Origin of the sequence: Yersinia mollaretii ATCC 43969 (genome assembly GCF_013282725.1) — a bacterium.
Lineage (GTDB): Bacteria > Pseudomonadota > Gammaproteobacteria > Enterobacterales > Enterobacteriaceae > Yersinia > Yersinia mollaretii.
The window spans coordinates 3,751,356-3,768,526 of the sequence record NZ_CP054043.1 but is presented as its reverse complement, the minus strand read 5'-3'; the positions used below and the strand labels follow the sequence as shown (position 1 = coordinate 3,768,526).

The window sequence follows — 17,171 nt, the reverse complement described above, 5'->3', positions numbered from 1 at the left end:
TTAAATCAATAAATAATGCCGTTTTTATTTAAATTAATAAATTCGGCATTTACTAAATAATAATATTGAGATGACCCCGGAGAAGATGACATGCATCCTTACATTCTCGAAGCTGAAGGCATCAGCAAGCAATTTCCTGGCGTTAAGGCACTGAGTAAAGTGGGCATTAAAATAAAATCAGGGAGTGTCCATGCATTAATGGGAGAGAATGGTGCGGGAAAATCAACACTGATGAAGTGTTTGATTGGAATATATCATCCTGATGAAGGCACGATAAAGGTAAGAGGAGAGACGGTCAACTTTAGTGATACCTTGGATGCACTCCATGCTGGTATTGCTATGATTCATCAGGAGCTAAATTTAGTTCCACACATGACAGTCGCAGAAAATATTTGGTTAGGGAGAGAGCCTGTCCATTATGGTTTGGTCAATCATGATTTACTGAATAGTAAAACTCAGGACTTATTACAACACTTAAATATAAGATTAAAACCAGAAATGGTTGTCGGCGAATTGAATATCGCCAGTCAACAAATGGTCGAGATTGCCAAGGCGGTCTCCTATGATGCTGATATTTTAATCATGGATGAGCCGACTTCAGCCTTGACTGAAGGGGAGGTTTTTCACCTTTTTGCAATTATTAATGAATTAAAAGAGCAAGGAAAAGGCATTATCTATATTAGCCATAAAATGGATGAGATTTTTGAAATTACCGATGAAGTTACTATTTTCCGCGATGGGACTTTTGTTGCCACAGATAAAACTGAAAATCTGACGAAACAGTCACTGATTACCATGATGGTCGGCCGTGAGCTCACGCACATGTTCCCTAAATTTAACAATAATATCGGTGAGGAAGTGCTACGGGTCAGTGGGTTACATCGTCAGGGTTTGTTCCGTGACATTTCATTCGCCGTTAAACGCGGAGAGATATTAGGTGTTGCTGGCTTGGTGGGTGCAGGGCGCAGTGAGGTCATGGAAAGTTTATTTGGGATGCATCCGGCAGATGGGGGCGAAATTTTGATTGAGGGTCTACCTGTCAATATAAACTCGCCTTCAAAAGCTATTGAGCAGGGATTAGCTTTTCTGACCGAGGACCGAAAAAAATCCGGGTTATTCTTGGTGTTATCTGTCGTTGAGAATATGAGTATTGTGAATCTTTCAGAATATATTAATAAAAAAGGATTCGTCAGTCATGGACAAATGGCTCAAGACTGCATGGAGCAGATTAAAAAATTAAATATCAAAACACCGACCATGGATCAAATTATTAACAACCTGAGTGGCGGAAATCAACAAAAGGTTTTGATTGCACGATGGTTATTAGCCCAACCTAAAATACTTATTCTAGACGAACCAACCAGAGGTATTGATGTTGGGGCAAAATCAGAAATTTATCGTTTAATTAGTGAGCTGGCAAACCGGGGTGTTGCCATTATTTTGGTTTCTTCTGAATTACCTGAAATCCTCGGTATGAGCGACAGAGTCATGGTCATGCATGGTGGCCATATCACTGGAATATTGGATAAGCAAGATGCTAGCCAAGAGAAGATAATGGCACTGGCCTCTGAATAATTGCAGGAAGGTAATAATAATGAGTTATATTAAAATTGATAAATCACCCACGGTTAGTTCAGAAGCAGCTCCGTCATTGATGTCGGGGCTAAAAGGGAAATTACCTAAAGATACCGGTATATTTATTGTCATGGTCGGTATTGCATTAATCTTTGAGTTTCTTGGTTGGTTCATTCGTGATCAATCATTCTTATTGAACCCTAATCGGTTATTGCTGATTATCTTGCAAGTCGCGATTATCGGTATTATTGCCGTAGGGGTAACACAAGTCATTATTACGACGGGTATTGATCTCTCCTCTGGCTCTTTAATCGCATTGACCGCCGTCGTGGCAGCCAGTTTGGCGCAGACATCAGATAGTATTTCCCCCATGTACCCGCATCTATTAGATTTACCGGCCGCGATTCCCATTACCGCAGGAATAGGGGTAGGGATAGTCTGTGGGTTTATTAACGGTTTTCTTATTACTCGCACGGGTATCCCGCCCTTTATCGCTACCTTGGGAATGATGGTTTCGGCCAGAGGGCTTGCTCAATACTACACCAAGGGAAATCCGGTCAGTTTTCTATCCGATGATTTTACCGCAATAGGTCAAGGTGCGATGCCCGTTATTATCTTTCTGGTCATTGCGGTGATTTTCCATATTGCCCTGAAGCATACTCGTTACGGTAAATACGTGTATGCCATTGGGGGGAATATGATCTCAGCAAAAGTCTCGGGTATTAACGTTAATAAATATCTGGTGACGGTGTATACCATTGCTGGGGGATTGGCCGGATTAGCGGGTGTTGTATTGGCGGCACGTGTCAGTAGTGGGCAATCCAGCATGGGCCAATCCTATGAATTGGATGCGATCGCCGCCGCCGTTATTGGTGGCAGTAGTCTGATGGGGGGAGTCGGTAGAATCACTGGGACGGTGATAGGCGCAGTGATTCTGGGGCTGATTAAGAGTGGCTTCACCTTTATTGGCGTGGATTCATACATCCAAGACATCATCAAGGGGATCATTATCGTCAGTGCGGTCGCCATTGATATGCATCGCAATCGTAAAAAGCGTTAGTTATCAGTTATAAACACTTGGTTATATCAATAGCCGCAAGAAAATAATTTTTAGTCAAAAAAGGTCAATACAGACAGCAATCTGTATTGACCTTTTTTGATTGCCGCGCTGTGAGCTGAGTTTTCATCAGATCTGGGTTTGAGGAAAAGTGCTTATTGATTACAATATATGTAATAGTATAACATCACATATCAAGCATTCAATCAGAAGCAGGAGCTATTCATGCCAAGAAAAATTATCCATCGATCAATTATTGCACTCGGTGTTTGTGCCTCACTGGTCAGTTTTAACTTATTCGCTCACGGTAACCATAGCCATGCGCATGAGCATCAACAAACGGAGGCTGAACGTAAAGCGAGTGAAGGTGTTTTTGAAGACAAAGATGTTGAAGATAGAACACTTAGCGATTGGGATGGGGTCTGGCAATCAATTAATCCCTATCTTATAAACGGGGACTTAGACCCTGTGCTCATTCATAAGGCGCAGAAAAATAAAGATAAGAGTGTTGAAGAGTACCGAGAGTATTACAAAAAAGGCTACGCCACTGACGTTAATATGATTGGTATTGAGGATAATACGATTGATTTCCATACCGCTGAAGCCGTGAACTCCTGTAAATATATCTACTCTGGTTTTAAAATAATGCACTATGACTCAGGGAAGAAAGGTGTGCGCTATTTATTCGAATGCAAAGACACTCATTCAAAAGCCCCAAAGTATGTTCAATTCAGCGATCACATTATTAAGTCGCAAAAATCCCATCATTTTCATATTTATACGAGCAATGAATCGCATGAAAAGTTGCTTAAAGAAATGGATAACTGGCCAACATTTTATCCAATAACATTGGGTAAAGATGACATTGTTCACGAGATGTTACATCACTAAGAGTGGCCTTATCTTATATCTCATCTGATATCATCCAAGCCGCACTGTGTTGCGGCTTGGGTTCCCTGCGCGTAGCCATCTTGGAGATGTTGTGACCGAAATCTTAAGGAGAAACAGGGCATTCTTATACAGAGCCATGCTGATGTGTGACTTGTGTAGAACTAATTTCCATTAAAATTGAAATGTTGTTTTACTAGTGATATCTTCGATATAATCAAGCTAAACATGACACCTTCAATGGACTACGTTTCATTGACCAATCGGAGATAAAAAAATGAAAATTGCACTGATGATGGAAAATAGTCAGGCAACGAAAAACGCGATAATCCTGAAAGAGCTGAATGCTGTAGCCTCGGAAAAAGCGTACCCGGTATACAACGTAGGTATGAGTGATGAAAACGACCATCACCTGACTTATATTCATCTGGGGATCATGGCCAGTATCTTGCTGAATTCTAAAGCGGTTGATTTCGTGGTCACAGGTTGTGGTACGGGTCAGGGCGCAATGATGTCATTAAACATTCACCCAGGTGTGGTGTGTGGTTATTGCATTGATCCTGCGGATGCTTTCCTGTTTGCGCAAATCAATAACGGTAATGCACTTTCTCTGCCATATGCCAAAGGTTTTGGCTGGGGCGCTGAGCTGAATGTGCGTTATATCTTCGAAAAAGCCTTTACTGGCGTGAAGGGCGAAGGCTACCCACTGGATCGTAAAGAGCCACAAGTGCGCAACGCGGGTATCTTGAATCAAGTGAAAGCAGCCGTAGTGAAAGATAACTATCTGGATACACTGCGTGCAATCGATCCAGAACTGGTGAAAACTGCCGTAAGCGGCGAACGTTTCCAGCAGTGCTTCTTCGATAACTGTCAGGTTGAAGAGATCAAAGCTTTCGTGAAAGAAATTTTGGCGTAACGATAGCGCCAAAAAAGCATCATGCACAAAAATCAAAGGCTCCTAAGCAGGAGCCTTTTGCATATCTAAGAGATCATGGCGTGTCATGATCATCTCAGATGAGAGTGGGTTAACACTTAGGTGATGTTCCCTGCGGCGGCAAATAGCGCAGCGGATCAAGGGCGGTGGCGCGGTAACGGATTTGAAAATGCAACATCAAGGTATCCGTCCCTGAGCTTCCCATGGTGGCTATTTTTTGCCCAGCCTTCACATCTTGCGCATTCTTCACCAGCATCGTATCGTTATGGGCGTAGGCCGTGATGAAATCATTGCCATGCTTAATCATGATTAAGTTTCCATAACCCCGTAGCTGATTCCCAACATACACGACTCGCCCTTTGGCTGAAGCATACACAGGTTGCCCACGTTTACCCGCAATATCGATACCCTTATTACCGCCATCGGCAGTGGAGTATTTCGATATGATTTGGCCGCTGGTTGGCCAACGCCAGCAACGATTAGCGCCGGGTGGTGGTGTCGAGTTGACGATGGCTGTGCTTGAGGATTTGCGCTTACCCGATGCTTGACGACTCGAGGTTGTGGCGCTGCCAAGATGGATCTTTTGCCCAATTTCGAGCTGATAGGGGGGGCGAATTTTGTTGATGCGGGCAAGGTCACTGACTTCAGAGTCACTGATCCAGGCGATAAAATAGAGTGTATCACCGCGTTGGACTGTGTAGGTTTTATCGTTGTAACTGCCTTTGGGCAGGGTGGCATAGTCACGATTTGTTTTGCTTGAGCATCCCGCTAATAGCAAAATTGCCATTGCATATAAAGCTAACCTTGGCCACAACCCTATTCTGCTTTCAGTGTTCAAAAAATTTCCTTTCTTATCGTGAAGTTTAGTTCCCTCTTTGCTCTATATTAACATTTGAATGATTAGCGTCAAAATCTACCATGGGGTGTGGCTAATGAGATGGGCTGGCAAGGGCTGCCAGCCGCTGATGTCAGTGCAGTAAATCAATAACATCCGTTTTCAACCGCCAGATAAATATGCTCAGGGCGGCTATTCATTAAACATCGAGCTTACGATGAGTCAGCCACTCAACCATCGCCGGATCACGGTGAGAGAAGAAGGCACTGGTGGCGGTGTCCATAGCGGCGATCCGCGTCATCTCTTCGGCGTTAAGTTCAAAATCCAACACATTGATATTTTCCGTCATGCGCTCTTTGCGAACGGATTTGGCCAGCGAAACAATGCCACGTTGATAAATCCAGCGCAGAACAACCTGACCCACACTTTTGCCATACTTCTCACCAATGGCCGTGAGCAGTGGATTCTGGAACAATCCATTGCGCCCCTCAGCAAAGGGTGCCCAAGCTTCGGGCTGGATGGTGCGACTTTGCATCCACGGTACCGCATGCAGTTGCTGGTTAAAGGGGTTGACCTCAATTTGATTCACTGCTGGTATGATTTTGTTAAAGGCCATCAGGTCTGCGAGGCGATCAGGATGAAAATTGCTGACACCAATCGCCCGGATTTTCCCCGCCTGATATAACTCTTCCATGGCACGCCATGCGCCATGAACATCGCCATAGGGCTGATGAATCAAATAAAGATCAACGTAATCAAGCTGTAGACGGTTAAGCGAGCGCTCAAATTGTGCTTTTGCGCCTTCATAGTGAGTGTCCTGTAACCAGAGTTTGGTGGTAACAAAGAGTTCATTTCGTGCAATGCCGCTCTGCTTTAATGCATTACCCACTTGTGTTTCATTCTGATAAGAGGCCGCTGTATCAATTAGACGGTATCCCACATCAATAGCATCAATCACTGCCCGCTCACACTCGGAGGGGTCCGTCATCTGAAAAACGCCAAAGCCCAGTAACGGCATCTGAATGCCGTTATTTAATGTCACCGTGTTCATCGTGATCTCCTGTGTCATGTGTTAGCTACCAAAAGGATAGTGCAAGTGTGGCCATAAGATTAGGGACTAGATTCCGCATAGCTTTATGAATTGAGTTAATAAATAGAGCGGGACTATGACGACCTGGCGGGCAGCGATTTATGCTCTCCAAATCGTCGCCACCCTTGTCCGTTGTTGCATTAATGGTGAGTACGTGGCGCTATGTGCCTATTTATTGGAGGTTTTTCTCTTTCAGGAATGTCGATACCTGATCGGCGATGTCGATATTATTCAGATCTGAGAACGGGAAGTGAGTGTTCCCTTTGATGCCAATTTCCGGCAGATGGATCACCGTCACGTCTCCGCCATGCTTATTCACCACATCCCGCCATTGACGCGCCACAGCCAGTCGGGCGCGCCAGCTATCTTGTGCAGGCAAAGCGCTCGGTTTATCGGGAATATTGTCACCGTAAATAATCAGGACCGGGATTTTAGTCAGTGCCATAAACTGACCCAAGGGCACCGACTCTCCTTTGACGGTATCAAAAGCGTTCTTTGTTGGAGGGGGAACCTCGCCTTCAGGAAAGACAAAGCTGCTGCCGGGTTCAAACGCGACAATCCCTTTGACCTTGGCGTTCTTCATCGCAGTAAACCAGCCCGGGCCGCCACCCTGAGAGTGAGTAAATAAAATAGCCGGGCCAGATTTATCCACTACGGCTGACAGGGCATCTGAAATCACATTAATATCAAAAGGGCCAGTATTGGGAGTCATCTGACGGTAGTACTGGTTTAACGCCTCTTTATCATGGGAGAACTGAACACCATCAAAGAAATCAGGCCAGACCCCCAGACGGAACTGATTAAACCATAATTGCTCATCGCCAACGGGCTTGATCGTGCCTTCTACCATGCTGCGTCCGGCATTGCCCCGACGGGGTTGATCGACCAAATAGGTTGAGAAGCCACGGCGCAGGAAGATATTCTGAAAACCCTCGCGCCCATCCGGCGTGCTTTCCCATGTCCGGGAAGACTGCCCCGCACCGTGTAACATCACAATAGGATATTTGTGAGGGTTCTCAGGGATCTGATAAAACACAGCGGCGTGATCACCATGATAACTCTGGCCAGCGGAGTCCAGTGGCTTTTTCGGATCAAACTGACCCGGTGCCGTCATGATCGCCCCACCTGCGGCAAAGCTTCCCTGAGACTGAATCACTAAGGGTTTTGTCGGCTCAGCGAATGCAGATTGCGGAATCAGCCCACCCATCAACATACAGGCGGTAAATGTTTTGAGTAAGGTTTTCAATGTCTGTTCCTCTTATTTATCACTGTGGATATTGGTCGTCCGTGACTTTTTCCATCCACGTCACAGTGTTACCCTCAAGTGTTTCTGAGATAGCAATGTGCACCAGCGGCTGCTTTGCGGATGCACCATGCCAGTGTTTGACACCCGGCGGAATCCAGACGACATCACCGGTTTTGATTTGTTGGGCTGCCCCCTCCCATTCCTGTACCCAACCTGTACCGGAAGAGACAATGAGTGTCTGTCCAAGGGGATGTGTGTGCCATGCTGTCCGTGCTCCCGCGTCAAATGAGACTGTCCCTCCAGAGATTCGGGCTGGGGCGGTGCCTTTAAAGCGGGAGTCAACTTTTGCCGTGCCAGTAAAGTACTCTACTGCACCCATAGTTGTGGGTTGCGATCCTGCTGAACTGACTGTCACCGCCCCCTGTGTTGCGGCAACGGTGTGCGTACTGGTCAGTAAAAGTGCAGCCAGTGTAATAAGGGTCATTTTCATATCGATTCAATCCTTTAAGGCGAGAAATTCCAATTAATCCATTGAAGATAAAACTATTTCCCTTCTTTAAAGACCTCTTTTGCGATGGATATTGCTGTGACTGCGGTTGGCCATCCTGAATAGAAGGCAAGCTGGGTGATGGTTTCGACCAACTCTTCTTCAGTGACACCGTTTTGGCGTGCCAAACGCAGATGAGAGCGCAACTGGTCGGGGCGATCCATTGCAATTAGTGCGCTAACGGTCACCAGACTCCGGTCACGTTTTGAGAGCTGTGGCCTCTCCCAGATATCGGCGTACAGGACATCGTCTGTGAGTTGCGCCATTTTGGGGGCAATATCACCCATTAATTGTTGCGCCCGTGACGGCTTCTCTGCCTGATTTTTCGTGGCGTCCTGTGCGTGAGCAACGGTGGCAATCGAACCGAAAAATGTTAGGGCGGTACAAAGCAGACATTGCTGAATCTTTTTTTTCATCATCCATTTCCTTTGTTATCGACACCATTAAAAATGGGGAGTCGTTCGGTGACGATAACGTGATTTTACCGGATGCTTCATGTCACTAGGCTGACCGCGACCTGACAACTCTGTCAGAGTAACGGGCTAAATTACCTTGATTAAAAAGACTTTTTATCAGCTGGGGCACTGCTTACTGCGAGGGTCAGACCAAAGGTATTGACTCCATTTTGGCTACTGGCAAATACCTCTCCCCGATGCATTATTGCCACGGCTCTGACGATGGAAAGCCCCAGTCCATGATGTGTGGCACTGTGTGAACGTGCTGAATCCACACGATAAAAACGCTCAAAGAGTCGTTTTAGATGCTCAGCCGCAATAGGTTCGCCGACATTGGCGACGGCAATGGACGCCAGATTATCTTCGTGTGCAATCTTCACGGTGACGGTGGTGCCGGGAACCGCGTGTCGGGCGCTATTCTCCAGTAGGTTAGCCAACGAACGGTGGAATAGTCGCCGATCAATACGCGCGGTGATATCCCCTTCGACATGAATAGACAAGTTTTTTTCGGCAAATGAAGGTTCGACGTATTCTGTGGTTTTGTACGCCTCTGCACGAAGAGAAACTTCGGTTAATTGGGTGGCATGCTCCCCGGCCTGAGCATGAGAAAGAAATAACATATCGTTGACGATAGAGGTCATGCGCTCAAGCTCTTCCAAATTGGACTCAAGTAACTCCTTGAGTTCATGCGTTTCGCGTTGACGTGACAGACCGAGTTGTGTTTGGCCCATCAGATTGGTCAGTGGGGTTCTCAGTTCATGTGCCACATCAGCATTAAAACTTTCAAGTTGTCGCCAGGCGATTTCCTGCCGTTCGAGTACGCCGTTGAATGCGACGGCCAGCTTTTGCAGTTCATCTGGCAGTGTTGAAGTCTCCAGACGCTGCCCGTGATTTCCCGGAGCAAGTCGGTGCGCCTGATCACTGAGTTTGTTAACAGGGCGCATGCCTATTCTGGCAATCACGAACCCCAACAGGGCCACCAATAAGACGCCAATTGCGGTAATCACAATCAATGTGCGGGTAAATTCATTCAGGGTGCCCATATAGGGCGTGGAATCGATAGCAACAACATAGCGCAGCGCAGGACGCTCACCTTTGGCAGGAATCTCCGACATCAGCAGAAAGAGAGAGCATGACGCCTCTGTTGAGCCAGAAACTTTGCTGAATCCACTGCGCAGTGACGCCCAATTGACACCGCTTGGCGGCGGCCCCCCTATCCGAAGTCGGGGGTCATCACTGAGAATCCAGTACTGTACTCGACCCCCTTCAGTGGTGGCTAAATCGGCAAATTTGCTGGCCAGTGTTTGCCAGCCATCCAGCGTGGTGCGAGAGAGAATCCACGGTGTCATCAGCGACTCCCTGAACCGTAATTCGTTATGCATCTGTTTTTGTAATGATTCATGTAGGGAGCTTCTCAGCACAAGACCGACGGCTGAGATTATCAACACAGCAGCAAGGGCAAACATCAGCGCCAGTCGCCCTGAAATGGAACTTTTAATCATAACGTCGTCCTTTATTTGGCCTGTTGTTCGGGCCGAGTTTCGAGGACATACCCCATGCCTCGCACTGTATGTAACAGTTTGAGCGAGTAGGGCGCATCAATTTTCGCCCGCAGGCGCTTTATTGCGACCTCGACGACATTAGCATCGCTGTCAAAGTTCATGTCCCAGACCTGTTCTGCAATCATCATTTTTGACAGGATCTCGCCCTGATGTCGGGCTAATAAACTTAACAGAGCAAACTCTTTTGCTGTGAGTTCGAGGCGCTCCCCCCCTCGAGTGACACGTCTCGCCAGTAGGTCGAGATGCAGATCGTTAATGTGCAATTGTGTCACATCCGCGCCGTCGCTGGGACGTCGCCGCAACAATGCCTGTATGCGGGCAATCAGCTCAATGAGCGAGAAAGGTTTCGGCAGATAATCATCTGCGCCATGACGCAAACCCTTGACGCGTTCATCAACTGAACCTCGGGCAGACAACATCAGCACGGGGGTTTGCTTACTGGCGCGTAGACCTTTCAGAACACGGTAACCATCCATGCCGGGCAACATGACATCCAGCACAATCGTGTCGTAATCATACTCAAGGGCCAGATACAATCCATCCGTGCCAGTGGCCGCGATATCGACAGTGAAACCCTGCTCGGTCAGTGCGCGATGAATATAGGAGGATGTTTTCTCCTCATCTTCGACCAATAGTAGCCGCATGTTTCTCTCTCCCTTTGTCGGTCAGGATAATAAAAATCTCATTTCACCTATCTTAGCGCTTCATGACTAACACCAAGCTGACATTTTCCTGACATTTTTGTCAGAAAAGTCTTTATGTCACTGACAAACATGTTATCTGGCAGTCACGTTGATGTCAGCATGACCCCCTTAGACTACCTGCCAGCCTATCCCTACTCAAAAAATACCCAAGTGAGTGACGGGGTAATACGTGTTTATTTGAATATCTGGAGGTTTTTTAAATGAAACATAACGTTTGCAAAGCGATATCGGTTTTAAAAAGTGCATCGACTTTTAAAACGTCACCGATTTTTAAATCAAGCTTGCTAGCGGCAGTGATCACATTTTCATCAGGGGGCGCAATGGCAGCAGATTATAAATTAAATCCATTTACCTTAGCTTATGACGACGCGATTACTGAAAATGTGAAAGGCAAAGTCAATATTCATCCGGTCACCTATAAGCTGAATGGGCTGGATATTTCTGCTAACGTTTATACGCTGGCAAATTATGATCCCGCCAAAAAATATCCGGCAGTGGTGGTGGCACACCCCAATGGAGGGGTAAAAGAGCAGGTCGCGGGTCTATATGCCCAGCGTCTGGCTGAACAAGGCTACATTACTGTGACTGCGGATGCGGCATATCAGGGGGCGAGTGGGGGTTTACCTCGTAATGTGGATAAACCGGCTTACCGCATTGAAGATATTCATGGCATGGCAGATTTCATTAGCCAATATCCCGGCGTAGACACTGCCCGTTTAGGATTACTGGGTATTTGTGGCGGCGGTGGCTACTCGTTAAAAGCAGCGCAAACAGATAAACGTTTCAGTGCCATTGCGACACTGAGCATGTTTGACTCAGGCTTGGTTAGACGCAACGGCTATCAGGATTCGCAGCTTTCTACGATACAAGAGCGTTTAAAACAAGCCTCGGATGCACGAGCACAGGAAGCGGCTGGTGGCGAGGTTATTTATCTAGGAGATGCCAAACTGACAGACGAACAAATTGCCAAACTGCCGTTTGACCTCTATCGGCAGGGTTTTGAGTATTACGGCAAGACTCACGCTCACCCTAACTCGACCTTCAGATACACCGCCAGTAGTCTGCTCGACTTAATGAGATTTGATGCGGCAAGCAATATGGATTTGATTAATAAGCCGTTACTGATGATAGCCGGTAGCAAAGCCGACTCCCTTTATATGACTGAGAAAGCCTTTAAAGGTGCCACTGCTGCGAAAGACAAAGAGTTATTTCTGATTGAGGGCGCAACCCATATTGAAACCTATTGGAAGCCGGAATATGTGAATCAAGCCATGGGGAAATTAGATCAATTCTTCGGAAAGAATCTTTCAAAAACAGAAATATAGAATCAATTATTTGCATTCCGACAACATAAAATAAGTTCTGATTATTATTTGGTCACTTATATTAATCAAAAATCCACGCAAGTGCGTGGATTTTATGGTGTTTGTCAGTTTTATGAGATTCAGTGAAACCTCATAAGACAACAAATTTTATTTAGACGTTGAACAAGAAGTTCATCACGTCGCCATCTTTTACGATGTAGTCTTTACCTTCTGAACGCATTTTCCCGGCTTCTTTCGCGCCTTGTTCACCTTTATAGGTGATGAAATCATCAAAGGCGATAGTTTGAGCACGGATAAAGCCTTTTTCGAAGTCGGTATGGATTTTACCGGCGGCTTGTGGCGCGGTTGCCCCCACAGGGATGGTCCATGCGCGGACTTCTTTGACACCCGCAGTGAAGTAGGTTTGCAGATTCAGCAGTTCATAACCCGCACGGATAACACGGTTCAGACCCGGCTCTTCAATACCCAATTCAGCCATAAACTCAGCGCGGTCTGCATCTTCCAGTTCAGCAATGTCAGACTCAACAGCGGCGCAAACAGCCACTACAACAGAACCTTCTGCTGCCGCAATGGCGCGCACTTGATCCAGATAGGGGTTGTTTTCGAAGCCATCTTCATTGACGTTGGCAATGTACATGGTCGGTTTCAGCGTCAGGAAGCTCAAATAACGGATCGCGGCTTTATCTTCTTCGGTCAGACTCTTCAATGCACGTAACATGCCCGCATTCTCTAAATGTGGCAGACATTTTTCCAGTGCTTCCAGTTCAGCTTTAGCGTCTTTATCGCCGCCTTTGGCTTTCTTCTGAACTCGATGGATGGCGCGTTCGCAAGCTTCCAAATCAGAAAGTGCCAGCTCAGTATTGATGGTGTCAATATCATCAGCCGGATCAACCTTCCCTGCGACGTGGATAATGTTGTCATTCTCAAAACAACGCACGACGTGACCAATCGCTTCGGTCTCACGGATATTGGTCAGGAACTGGTTACCCAGACCTTCGCCTTTCGATGCCCCTTTAACCAGGCCCGCGATATCAACAAATTCCATGGTCGTTGGCAAGATACGTTGCGGTTTAACAATCTCGGCCAGTTGATCCAGACGCGGGTCCGGCATTGGCACCACACCCGTGTTGGGTTCAATGGTGCAGAACGGGAAGTTAGCTGCTTCGATGCCCGCTTGTGTCAACGCGTTGAACAGGGTGGATTTACCGACGTTAGGCAGGCCCACAATACCGCATTTGAATCCCATGTTTTATATCACCTTAAATAACTTAAAAATCAACCTGTTAGGGTTAACAGATTGATGTAATCAAAATTTATGCCGCCATTATACACATAATGATGATTTATCTCGATCATGCTGTTTCGTTGCGGGTGGCGATTTCACTGTAATGGCTGATAGGTGATTGATTTTTCTAACTCTGTGTCTGAGATCACGTTTCTGTCATCTGAAGTTTTCTGGCAAATGTCCGATAACTAATGATGACGATCTGCATATTGAGTTTGGATTATCCCAATGGAAATGAGCATCTATAAGTGGTTAATAGTAATTTTACTCGGGGGGATGGTCGGTGTTGTGGGAATGCGGTTTTTAACGGCAGATATTGAGCCTGCTGGACCCACCTTTGCGCAATTGATTGATCAATATGGCGTGGAAATAGAGAAACAGTCGGGCCAAAGCGTAAGGTATGTGGGCTACAAGAAAAACAGACTTTATGAGGATTTTGATAGTATTCAACTGACCTTCACTGCGACAACCGACAAATTCGAGCGCAGCCATGAGTTGTCAGAAAATAAGAGAAAAGCAACCGCATGGGATGCCCTTTTTTGTACCGATAAACTCAGCGATATAGCTGATGAATATGATGGCAAAAGCAATAACTTTCTTGGGCGGGTGAGGGTGATCACCTCGGGTGTGGTATTGACGGCCGAAGGGCAGCAGGGGATCAATGCCTTGTGCAACAAAAATGAGTAAAGCGAAAGATTAACTCCCCCGCTGATACGAATCCGCAGGGGAGCTGGCAAGCTTTTATACGCCAGCCTTGAAAGAGTGCAGGCGATTCATTGCCTTGGTAATACCCTCAGTCATCAGCACTTCAGTGCAGCGGATGGATTCGTCAATGGCATCATCTATTAATGTTTGTTCGCTTGTGGGGGGCTTACCCAGAACAAAGCCGACAACTTTGCTTTTATCACCTGGATGACCAATACCAATGCGCAAACGATAGAAGTTTGGGTTATTGCCCAGCTTGCTCTGAATATCTTTCAGGCCGTTATGACCGCCGTTGCCACCGCCTAATTTCAATTTTGCCACGCCCGGTGGGATATCCAGCTCATCGTGCGCGACTAAGATCTCTTCAGGCAGGATACGGTAAAACCCTGCCATTGCCACGACGGCTTTGCCACTGAGATTCATAAATGTAGAGGGCACCAGCAAGCGAACATCCTGACCTGCCAGATTTAACCGTGCGGTATAACCGAAGAATTTAGCTTCTTCTTTCAGTGATTGGTTATGGCGCTCGGCTAATAAATCTACATACCAGGCACCCGCGTTATGGCGGGTTTGGGCATATTCAGCGCCCGGATTTGCCAGCCCAACGATTAATTTAATACTGCTCACGTCGTCATTCGCTATTACGAAAGGAATTTAAGGGCCACAGTTTACCTGTCATGGCGCGTAATGACAAAACTCAGGTTGATATCGTGGATACTTGAATGGGCAGGGGGAGGGACTATTGAGCGGCAATACCCCATTTTTTGGCTATATATCGTTAATGTGAAGATGCAGACGTGTTTTAATTGGCTCTGCAAATTGATGACAATAATTCACAATATGAATAATAACTCACGTGTATAATTCAATTTCGGTGCTAAATGTCTGGAAAGTGTAAAGATTTGTTGGATTATATTTGCCAGTTGTGATCGCAAGCGCAATACCTTCCTCACCAGCCTGACTATACTAAGTAATCAAATGGACATGAATAATCGCATTAAGCAAGCAGTTTAACGGCTCAGCTGAGTGATTATTTATCGGCAACCCGAAGTGGAGGTGGCATATGAAACGTAAAAGCGCTGCAAGGCTAGGTAATGTGCTGATGGGATTGGGTTTGGTGACTATGGTAGGTGGCGTAGGTTATTCCATCCTGACTGAAGTGACTCAACTCGGCTTACCACAATTCTTTGCCCATGGTGCTGTCATGAGTATCTTTGTGGGCGCATTGTTGTGGTTGGTGGGTGCCCGTATTGGTGGCCGTGAAGAAGTTGCTGACCGCTATTGGTGGGTTAAGCACTTTGATAAACGTTGTAATCGTAATCAACGTCACTCATAGCGATGAGTTTTAAAATAATTCAGTTTTAAAACAATTCAGCTATAAACCCGCTATCCCTATGTTGAGTTGCGGCACTTATAGGTAGCGTAACCAATATAGCAGTAGCCAATAGAAAACCTGTCTTCTCAGTTTTTAATTGAGCTGATGTGCAGGAGGGGTAAATGACGGCTCAAAAATCCATTGGTCAAGGAAGCATAGAGCAAGAGTAGAAAACCCGTTGTCGCATCTGCTTCAACGGGTTTTTCTTTATCTGCATCAGTTCATATATTGCATTATATCAACGAGCTACAAACATTCCGCTACAACATCATTCCACTACAAAGATTTCGCGTAATGCCCGCCAAACGGCGCATCACGGTCATAACCTTGCGGCTAACTGCGGCCAAACAGCACCGCAGGAATATTCATAACCTAATGCTGATTAATGCTCAAACATCGCAGAGATCGACTCTTCATTGCTGATACGGCGGATGGCTTCAGCCAACATGCCAGACAGCGTCAGAGTACGCACATTTTTCAATGCCTTGATTTCAGCAGATAGCGGAATGGTGTCACACACAATCACTTCGTCGATAACGGAGTGTTTGATGTTCTCAACCGCATTGCCAGAGAAGATCGGGTGAGTTGCGTAAGCAAAAACACGCTTAGCACCACGTTCTTTCAAGGCTTCTGCCGCTTTGCACAATGTGCCACCGGTATCGATCATATCGTCAACCAACACACAGTCACGGCCCGCAACATCACCAATGATATGCATCACTTGGGAGACGTTAGCGCGCGGACGGCGTTTGTCGATAATCGCCATATCAGTATCGTTCAGCAGTTTTGCAATGGCTCTGGCACGGACAACACCGCCGATATCTGGAGAGACAACAATTGGGTTTTCCAGATTTTGCTGCAACATATCTTCCAGCAGAATTGGGCTACCAAATACGTTATCAACCGGAACATCAAAGAAGCCTTGGATCTGTTCAGCATGAAGGTCCACTGTCAAAACACGGTCAACCCCAACACTGGAGAGGAAATCCGCAACAACTTTGGCAGTGATCGGTACACGGGCGGAGCGCACACGGCGATCCTGACGAGCGTAACCGAAGTAAGGAATAACAGCAGTAATACGTCCTGCGGAGGCGCGACGCAGGGCATCAACCATGACAACCAGTTCCATCAGGTTATCGTTCGTGGGTGCGCAGGTGGACTGGATGATGAAAATATCACCACCGCGTACATTTTCGTTGATTTGCACGCTCACTTCGCCGTCGCTAAAACGACCTACAGCGGCGTCACCAAGACTGGTGTACAAACGGTTGGCAATACGTTGTGCTAGTTCCGGGGTGGCGTTACCAGCAAAAAGCTTCATATCAGGCACGAGAAGAACCTCAGGCATGCGTCCAGAGAAGATATTGTCAGATCAGTAATCAGGGGCGATTATTCATACTGATTGCAATATACATACGGGTATTTAAAGCCAAAACACAGTGATAACCATCATCTTTCAAGTTGCAGGGGGGTTGGCTGCTCTCGCGTGCCGCCTTTCTGCATTTTGAAATCTATCCGGTACAAACAGCATTATGAACCGGCTTTCAATCAAGTGAGACAGGTATTTTCAGAACCCAAGGTCAGTGGG

At 46.5% G+C, this 17,171-nt stretch carries 17 protein-coding genes; 7 read left to right on the top strand and 10 right to left on the bottom strand.

What is annotated here, in order from left to right; genetic code table 11:
* Window positions 1-90: 90 nt before the first annotated feature.
* The 4 genes from HRD69_RS16850 (at window position 91) to HRD69_RS16835 (ending at window position 4,436) form a co-directional block, all read left to right on the top strand.
* A complete protein-coding gene (locus HRD69_RS16850) occupies window positions 91-1,575 on the top strand; it encodes a sugar ABC transporter ATP-binding protein (protein ID WP_004875657.1) in 1,485 nt (494 codons plus the stop codon).
* 19 nt (window positions 1,576-1,594) lie between these two features.
* Entirely contained in the window at window positions 1,595-2,635 is a 1,041-nt protein-coding gene (locus HRD69_RS16845; protein ID WP_004875658.1) for an ABC transporter permease, read from the top strand.
* Window positions 2,636-2,857: 222 nt separating this feature from the next.
* Window positions 2,858-3,523: a metal-binding protein ZinT gene (gene zinT / locus HRD69_RS16840; RefSeq protein ID WP_004875659.1), complete on the top strand. Its 666-nt coding sequence runs from the start codon at window positions 2,858-2,860 to the stop codon at window positions 3,521-3,523.
* A 274-nt stretch (window positions 3,524-3,797) separates the two neighbouring features.
* The gene (locus HRD69_RS16835) at window positions 3,798-4,436 is read left to right on the top strand and encodes an RpiB/LacA/LacB family sugar-phosphate isomerase (protein ID WP_004875660.1); all 639 of its coding nucleotides are present in this window, start codon (window positions 3,798-3,800) and stop codon (window positions 4,434-4,436) included.
* A gap of 109 nt (window positions 4,437-4,545) precedes the next feature.
* Here HRD69_RS16835 and actS read toward each other — a convergent pair whose 3' ends face one another.
* The 7 genes from actS to HRD69_RS16800 all read right to left on the bottom strand — a co-directional run bounded on the left by actS (window position 4,546) and on the right by HRD69_RS16800 (window position 10,833).
* Window positions 4,546-5,274: an amidase activator ActS gene (gene actS, locus HRD69_RS16830; protein WP_032814790.1), complete on the bottom strand. Its 729-nt coding sequence runs from the start codon at window positions 5,272-5,274 to the stop codon at window positions 4,546-4,548.
* A gap of 214 nt (window positions 5,275-5,488) precedes the next feature.
* The gene (locus HRD69_RS16825) at window positions 5,489-6,340 is read right to left on the bottom strand and encodes an aldo/keto reductase (protein ID WP_032814776.1); all 852 of its coding nucleotides are present in this window, start codon (window positions 6,338-6,340) and stop codon (window positions 5,489-5,491) included.
* 211 nt (window positions 6,341-6,551) lie between these two features.
* Complete coding sequence (locus HRD69_RS16820) at window positions 6,552-7,625, bottom strand: alpha/beta hydrolase (RefSeq protein ID WP_004875663.1); 1,074 nt, start codon at window positions 7,623-7,625, stop codon at window positions 6,552-6,554.
* 19 nt (window positions 7,626-7,644) lie between these two features.
* Window positions 7,645-8,115 carry a (R)-mandelonitrile lyase gene (locus tag HRD69_RS16815; protein ID WP_004875664.1) on the bottom strand — a complete coding sequence of 157 codons (471 nt, stop codon included), beginning with the start codon at window positions 8,113-8,115 and terminating at the stop codon, window positions 7,645-7,647.
* Window positions 8,116-8,168: 53 nt separating this feature from the next.
* On the bottom strand, window positions 8,169-8,591 hold the full coding sequence (locus HRD69_RS16810; protein WP_004875665.1) for a carboxymuconolactone decarboxylase family protein: 423 nt from the start codon (window positions 8,589-8,591) through the stop codon (window positions 8,169-8,171).
* Between the two features lie 137 nt (window positions 8,592-8,728).
* Window positions 8,729-10,129 carry a heavy metal sensor histidine kinase gene (locus tag HRD69_RS16805; protein WP_004875666.1) on the bottom strand — a complete coding sequence of 467 codons (1,401 nt, stop codon included), beginning with the start codon at window positions 10,127-10,129 and terminating at the stop codon, window positions 8,729-8,731.
* Between the two features lie 11 nt (window positions 10,130-10,140).
* Window positions 10,141-10,833, bottom strand: a complete 693-nt coding sequence (locus HRD69_RS16800; RefSeq protein ID WP_004875667.1) for a heavy metal response regulator transcription factor — start codon at window positions 10,831-10,833, stop codon at window positions 10,141-10,143.
* A 260-nt stretch (window positions 10,834-11,093) separates the two neighbouring features.
* Between HRD69_RS16800 and HRD69_RS16795 the strand changes: the two genes are divergently transcribed.
* Complete coding sequence (locus HRD69_RS16795) at window positions 11,094-12,218, top strand: alpha/beta hydrolase (RefSeq protein ID WP_004875668.1); 1,125 nt, start codon at window positions 11,094-11,096, stop codon at window positions 12,216-12,218.
* A 151-nt stretch (window positions 12,219-12,369) separates the two neighbouring features.
* Here HRD69_RS16795 and ychF read toward each other — a convergent pair whose 3' ends face one another.
* The gene (gene ychF, locus HRD69_RS16790) at window positions 12,370-13,464 is read right to left on the bottom strand and encodes a redox-regulated ATPase YchF (RefSeq protein WP_004875669.1); all 1,095 of its coding nucleotides are present in this window, start codon (window positions 13,462-13,464) and stop codon (window positions 12,370-12,372) included.
* A 267-nt stretch (window positions 13,465-13,731) separates the two neighbouring features.
* Between ychF and HRD69_RS16785 the strand changes: the two genes are divergently transcribed.
* On the top strand, window positions 13,732-14,190 hold the full coding sequence (locus HRD69_RS16785; protein WP_032814777.1) for a hypothetical protein: 459 nt from the start codon (window positions 13,732-13,734) through the stop codon (window positions 14,188-14,190).
* 54 nt (window positions 14,191-14,244) lie between these two features.
* Here HRD69_RS16785 and pth read toward each other — a convergent pair whose 3' ends face one another.
* Window positions 14,245-14,835: an aminoacyl-tRNA hydrolase gene (gene pth, locus HRD69_RS16780; RefSeq protein ID WP_004875671.1), complete on the bottom strand. Its 591-nt coding sequence runs from the start codon at window positions 14,833-14,835 to the stop codon at window positions 14,245-14,247.
* Between the two features lie 436 nt (window positions 14,836-15,271).
* On the opposite strand from pth, the gene ychH reads away from it, so the two are divergent.
* A complete protein-coding gene (gene ychH, locus HRD69_RS16775; RefSeq protein ID WP_032814778.1) occupies window positions 15,272-15,544 on the top strand; it encodes a stress-induced protein YchH in 273 nt (90 codons plus the stop codon).
* Window positions 15,545-15,965: 421 nt separating this feature from the next.
* On the opposite strand, the gene prs is transcribed toward ychH, so the two are convergent.
* Entirely contained in the window at window positions 15,966-16,913 is a 948-nt protein-coding gene (prs, locus tag HRD69_RS16770; protein WP_004390739.1) for a ribose-phosphate diphosphokinase, read from the bottom strand.
* Between the last annotated feature and the right edge of the window lie 258 nt (window positions 16,914-17,171).

Bases quoted from the DNA above. Each gene is read 5' to 3' on its own strand.
- HRD69_RS16850 (WP_004875657.1), top strand. From the start codon at position 91: ATGCATCCTTACATTCTCGAAGCTGAAGGCATCAGCAAGCAATTTCCT.
- HRD69_RS16845 (WP_004875658.1), top strand. From the start codon at position 1,595: ATGAGTTATATTAAAATTGATAAATCACCCACGGTTAGTTCAGAAGCA.
- zinT (WP_004875659.1), top strand. From the start codon at position 2,858: ATGCCAAGAAAAATTATCCATCGATCAATTATTGCACTCGGTGTTTGT.
- HRD69_RS16835 (WP_004875660.1), top strand. From the start codon at position 3,798: ATGAAAATTGCACTGATGATGGAAAATAGTCAGGCAACGAAAAACGCG.
- HRD69_RS16825 (WP_032814776.1), bottom strand. From the start codon at position 6,340: ATGAACACGGTGACATTAAATAACGGCATTCAGATGCCGTTACTGGGC.
- HRD69_RS16815 (WP_004875664.1), bottom strand. From the start codon at position 8,115: ATGAAAATGACCCTTATTACACTGGCTGCACTTTTACTGACCAGTACG.
- HRD69_RS16810 (WP_004875665.1), bottom strand. From the start codon at position 8,591: ATGATGAAAAAAAAGATTCAGCAATGTCTGCTTTGTACCGCCCTAACA.
- HRD69_RS16805 (WP_004875666.1), bottom strand. From the start codon at position 10,129: ATGATTAAAAGTTCCATTTCAGGGCGACTGGCGCTGATGTTTGCCCTT.
- HRD69_RS16800 (WP_004875667.1), bottom strand. From the start codon at position 10,833: ATGCGGCTACTATTGGTCGAAGATGAGGAGAAAACATCCTCCTATATT.
- HRD69_RS16795 (WP_004875668.1), top strand. From the start codon at position 11,094: ATGAAACATAACGTTTGCAAAGCGATATCGGTTTTAAAAAGTGCATCG.
- ychF (WP_004875669.1), bottom strand. From the start codon at position 13,464: ATGGGATTCAAATGCGGTATTGTGGGCCTGCCTAACGTCGGTAAATCC.
- HRD69_RS16785 (WP_032814777.1), top strand. From the start codon at position 13,732: ATGGAAATGAGCATCTATAAGTGGTTAATAGTAATTTTACTCGGGGGG.
- ychH (WP_032814778.1), top strand. From the start codon at position 15,272: ATGAAACGTAAAAGCGCTGCAAGGCTAGGTAATGTGCTGATGGGATTG.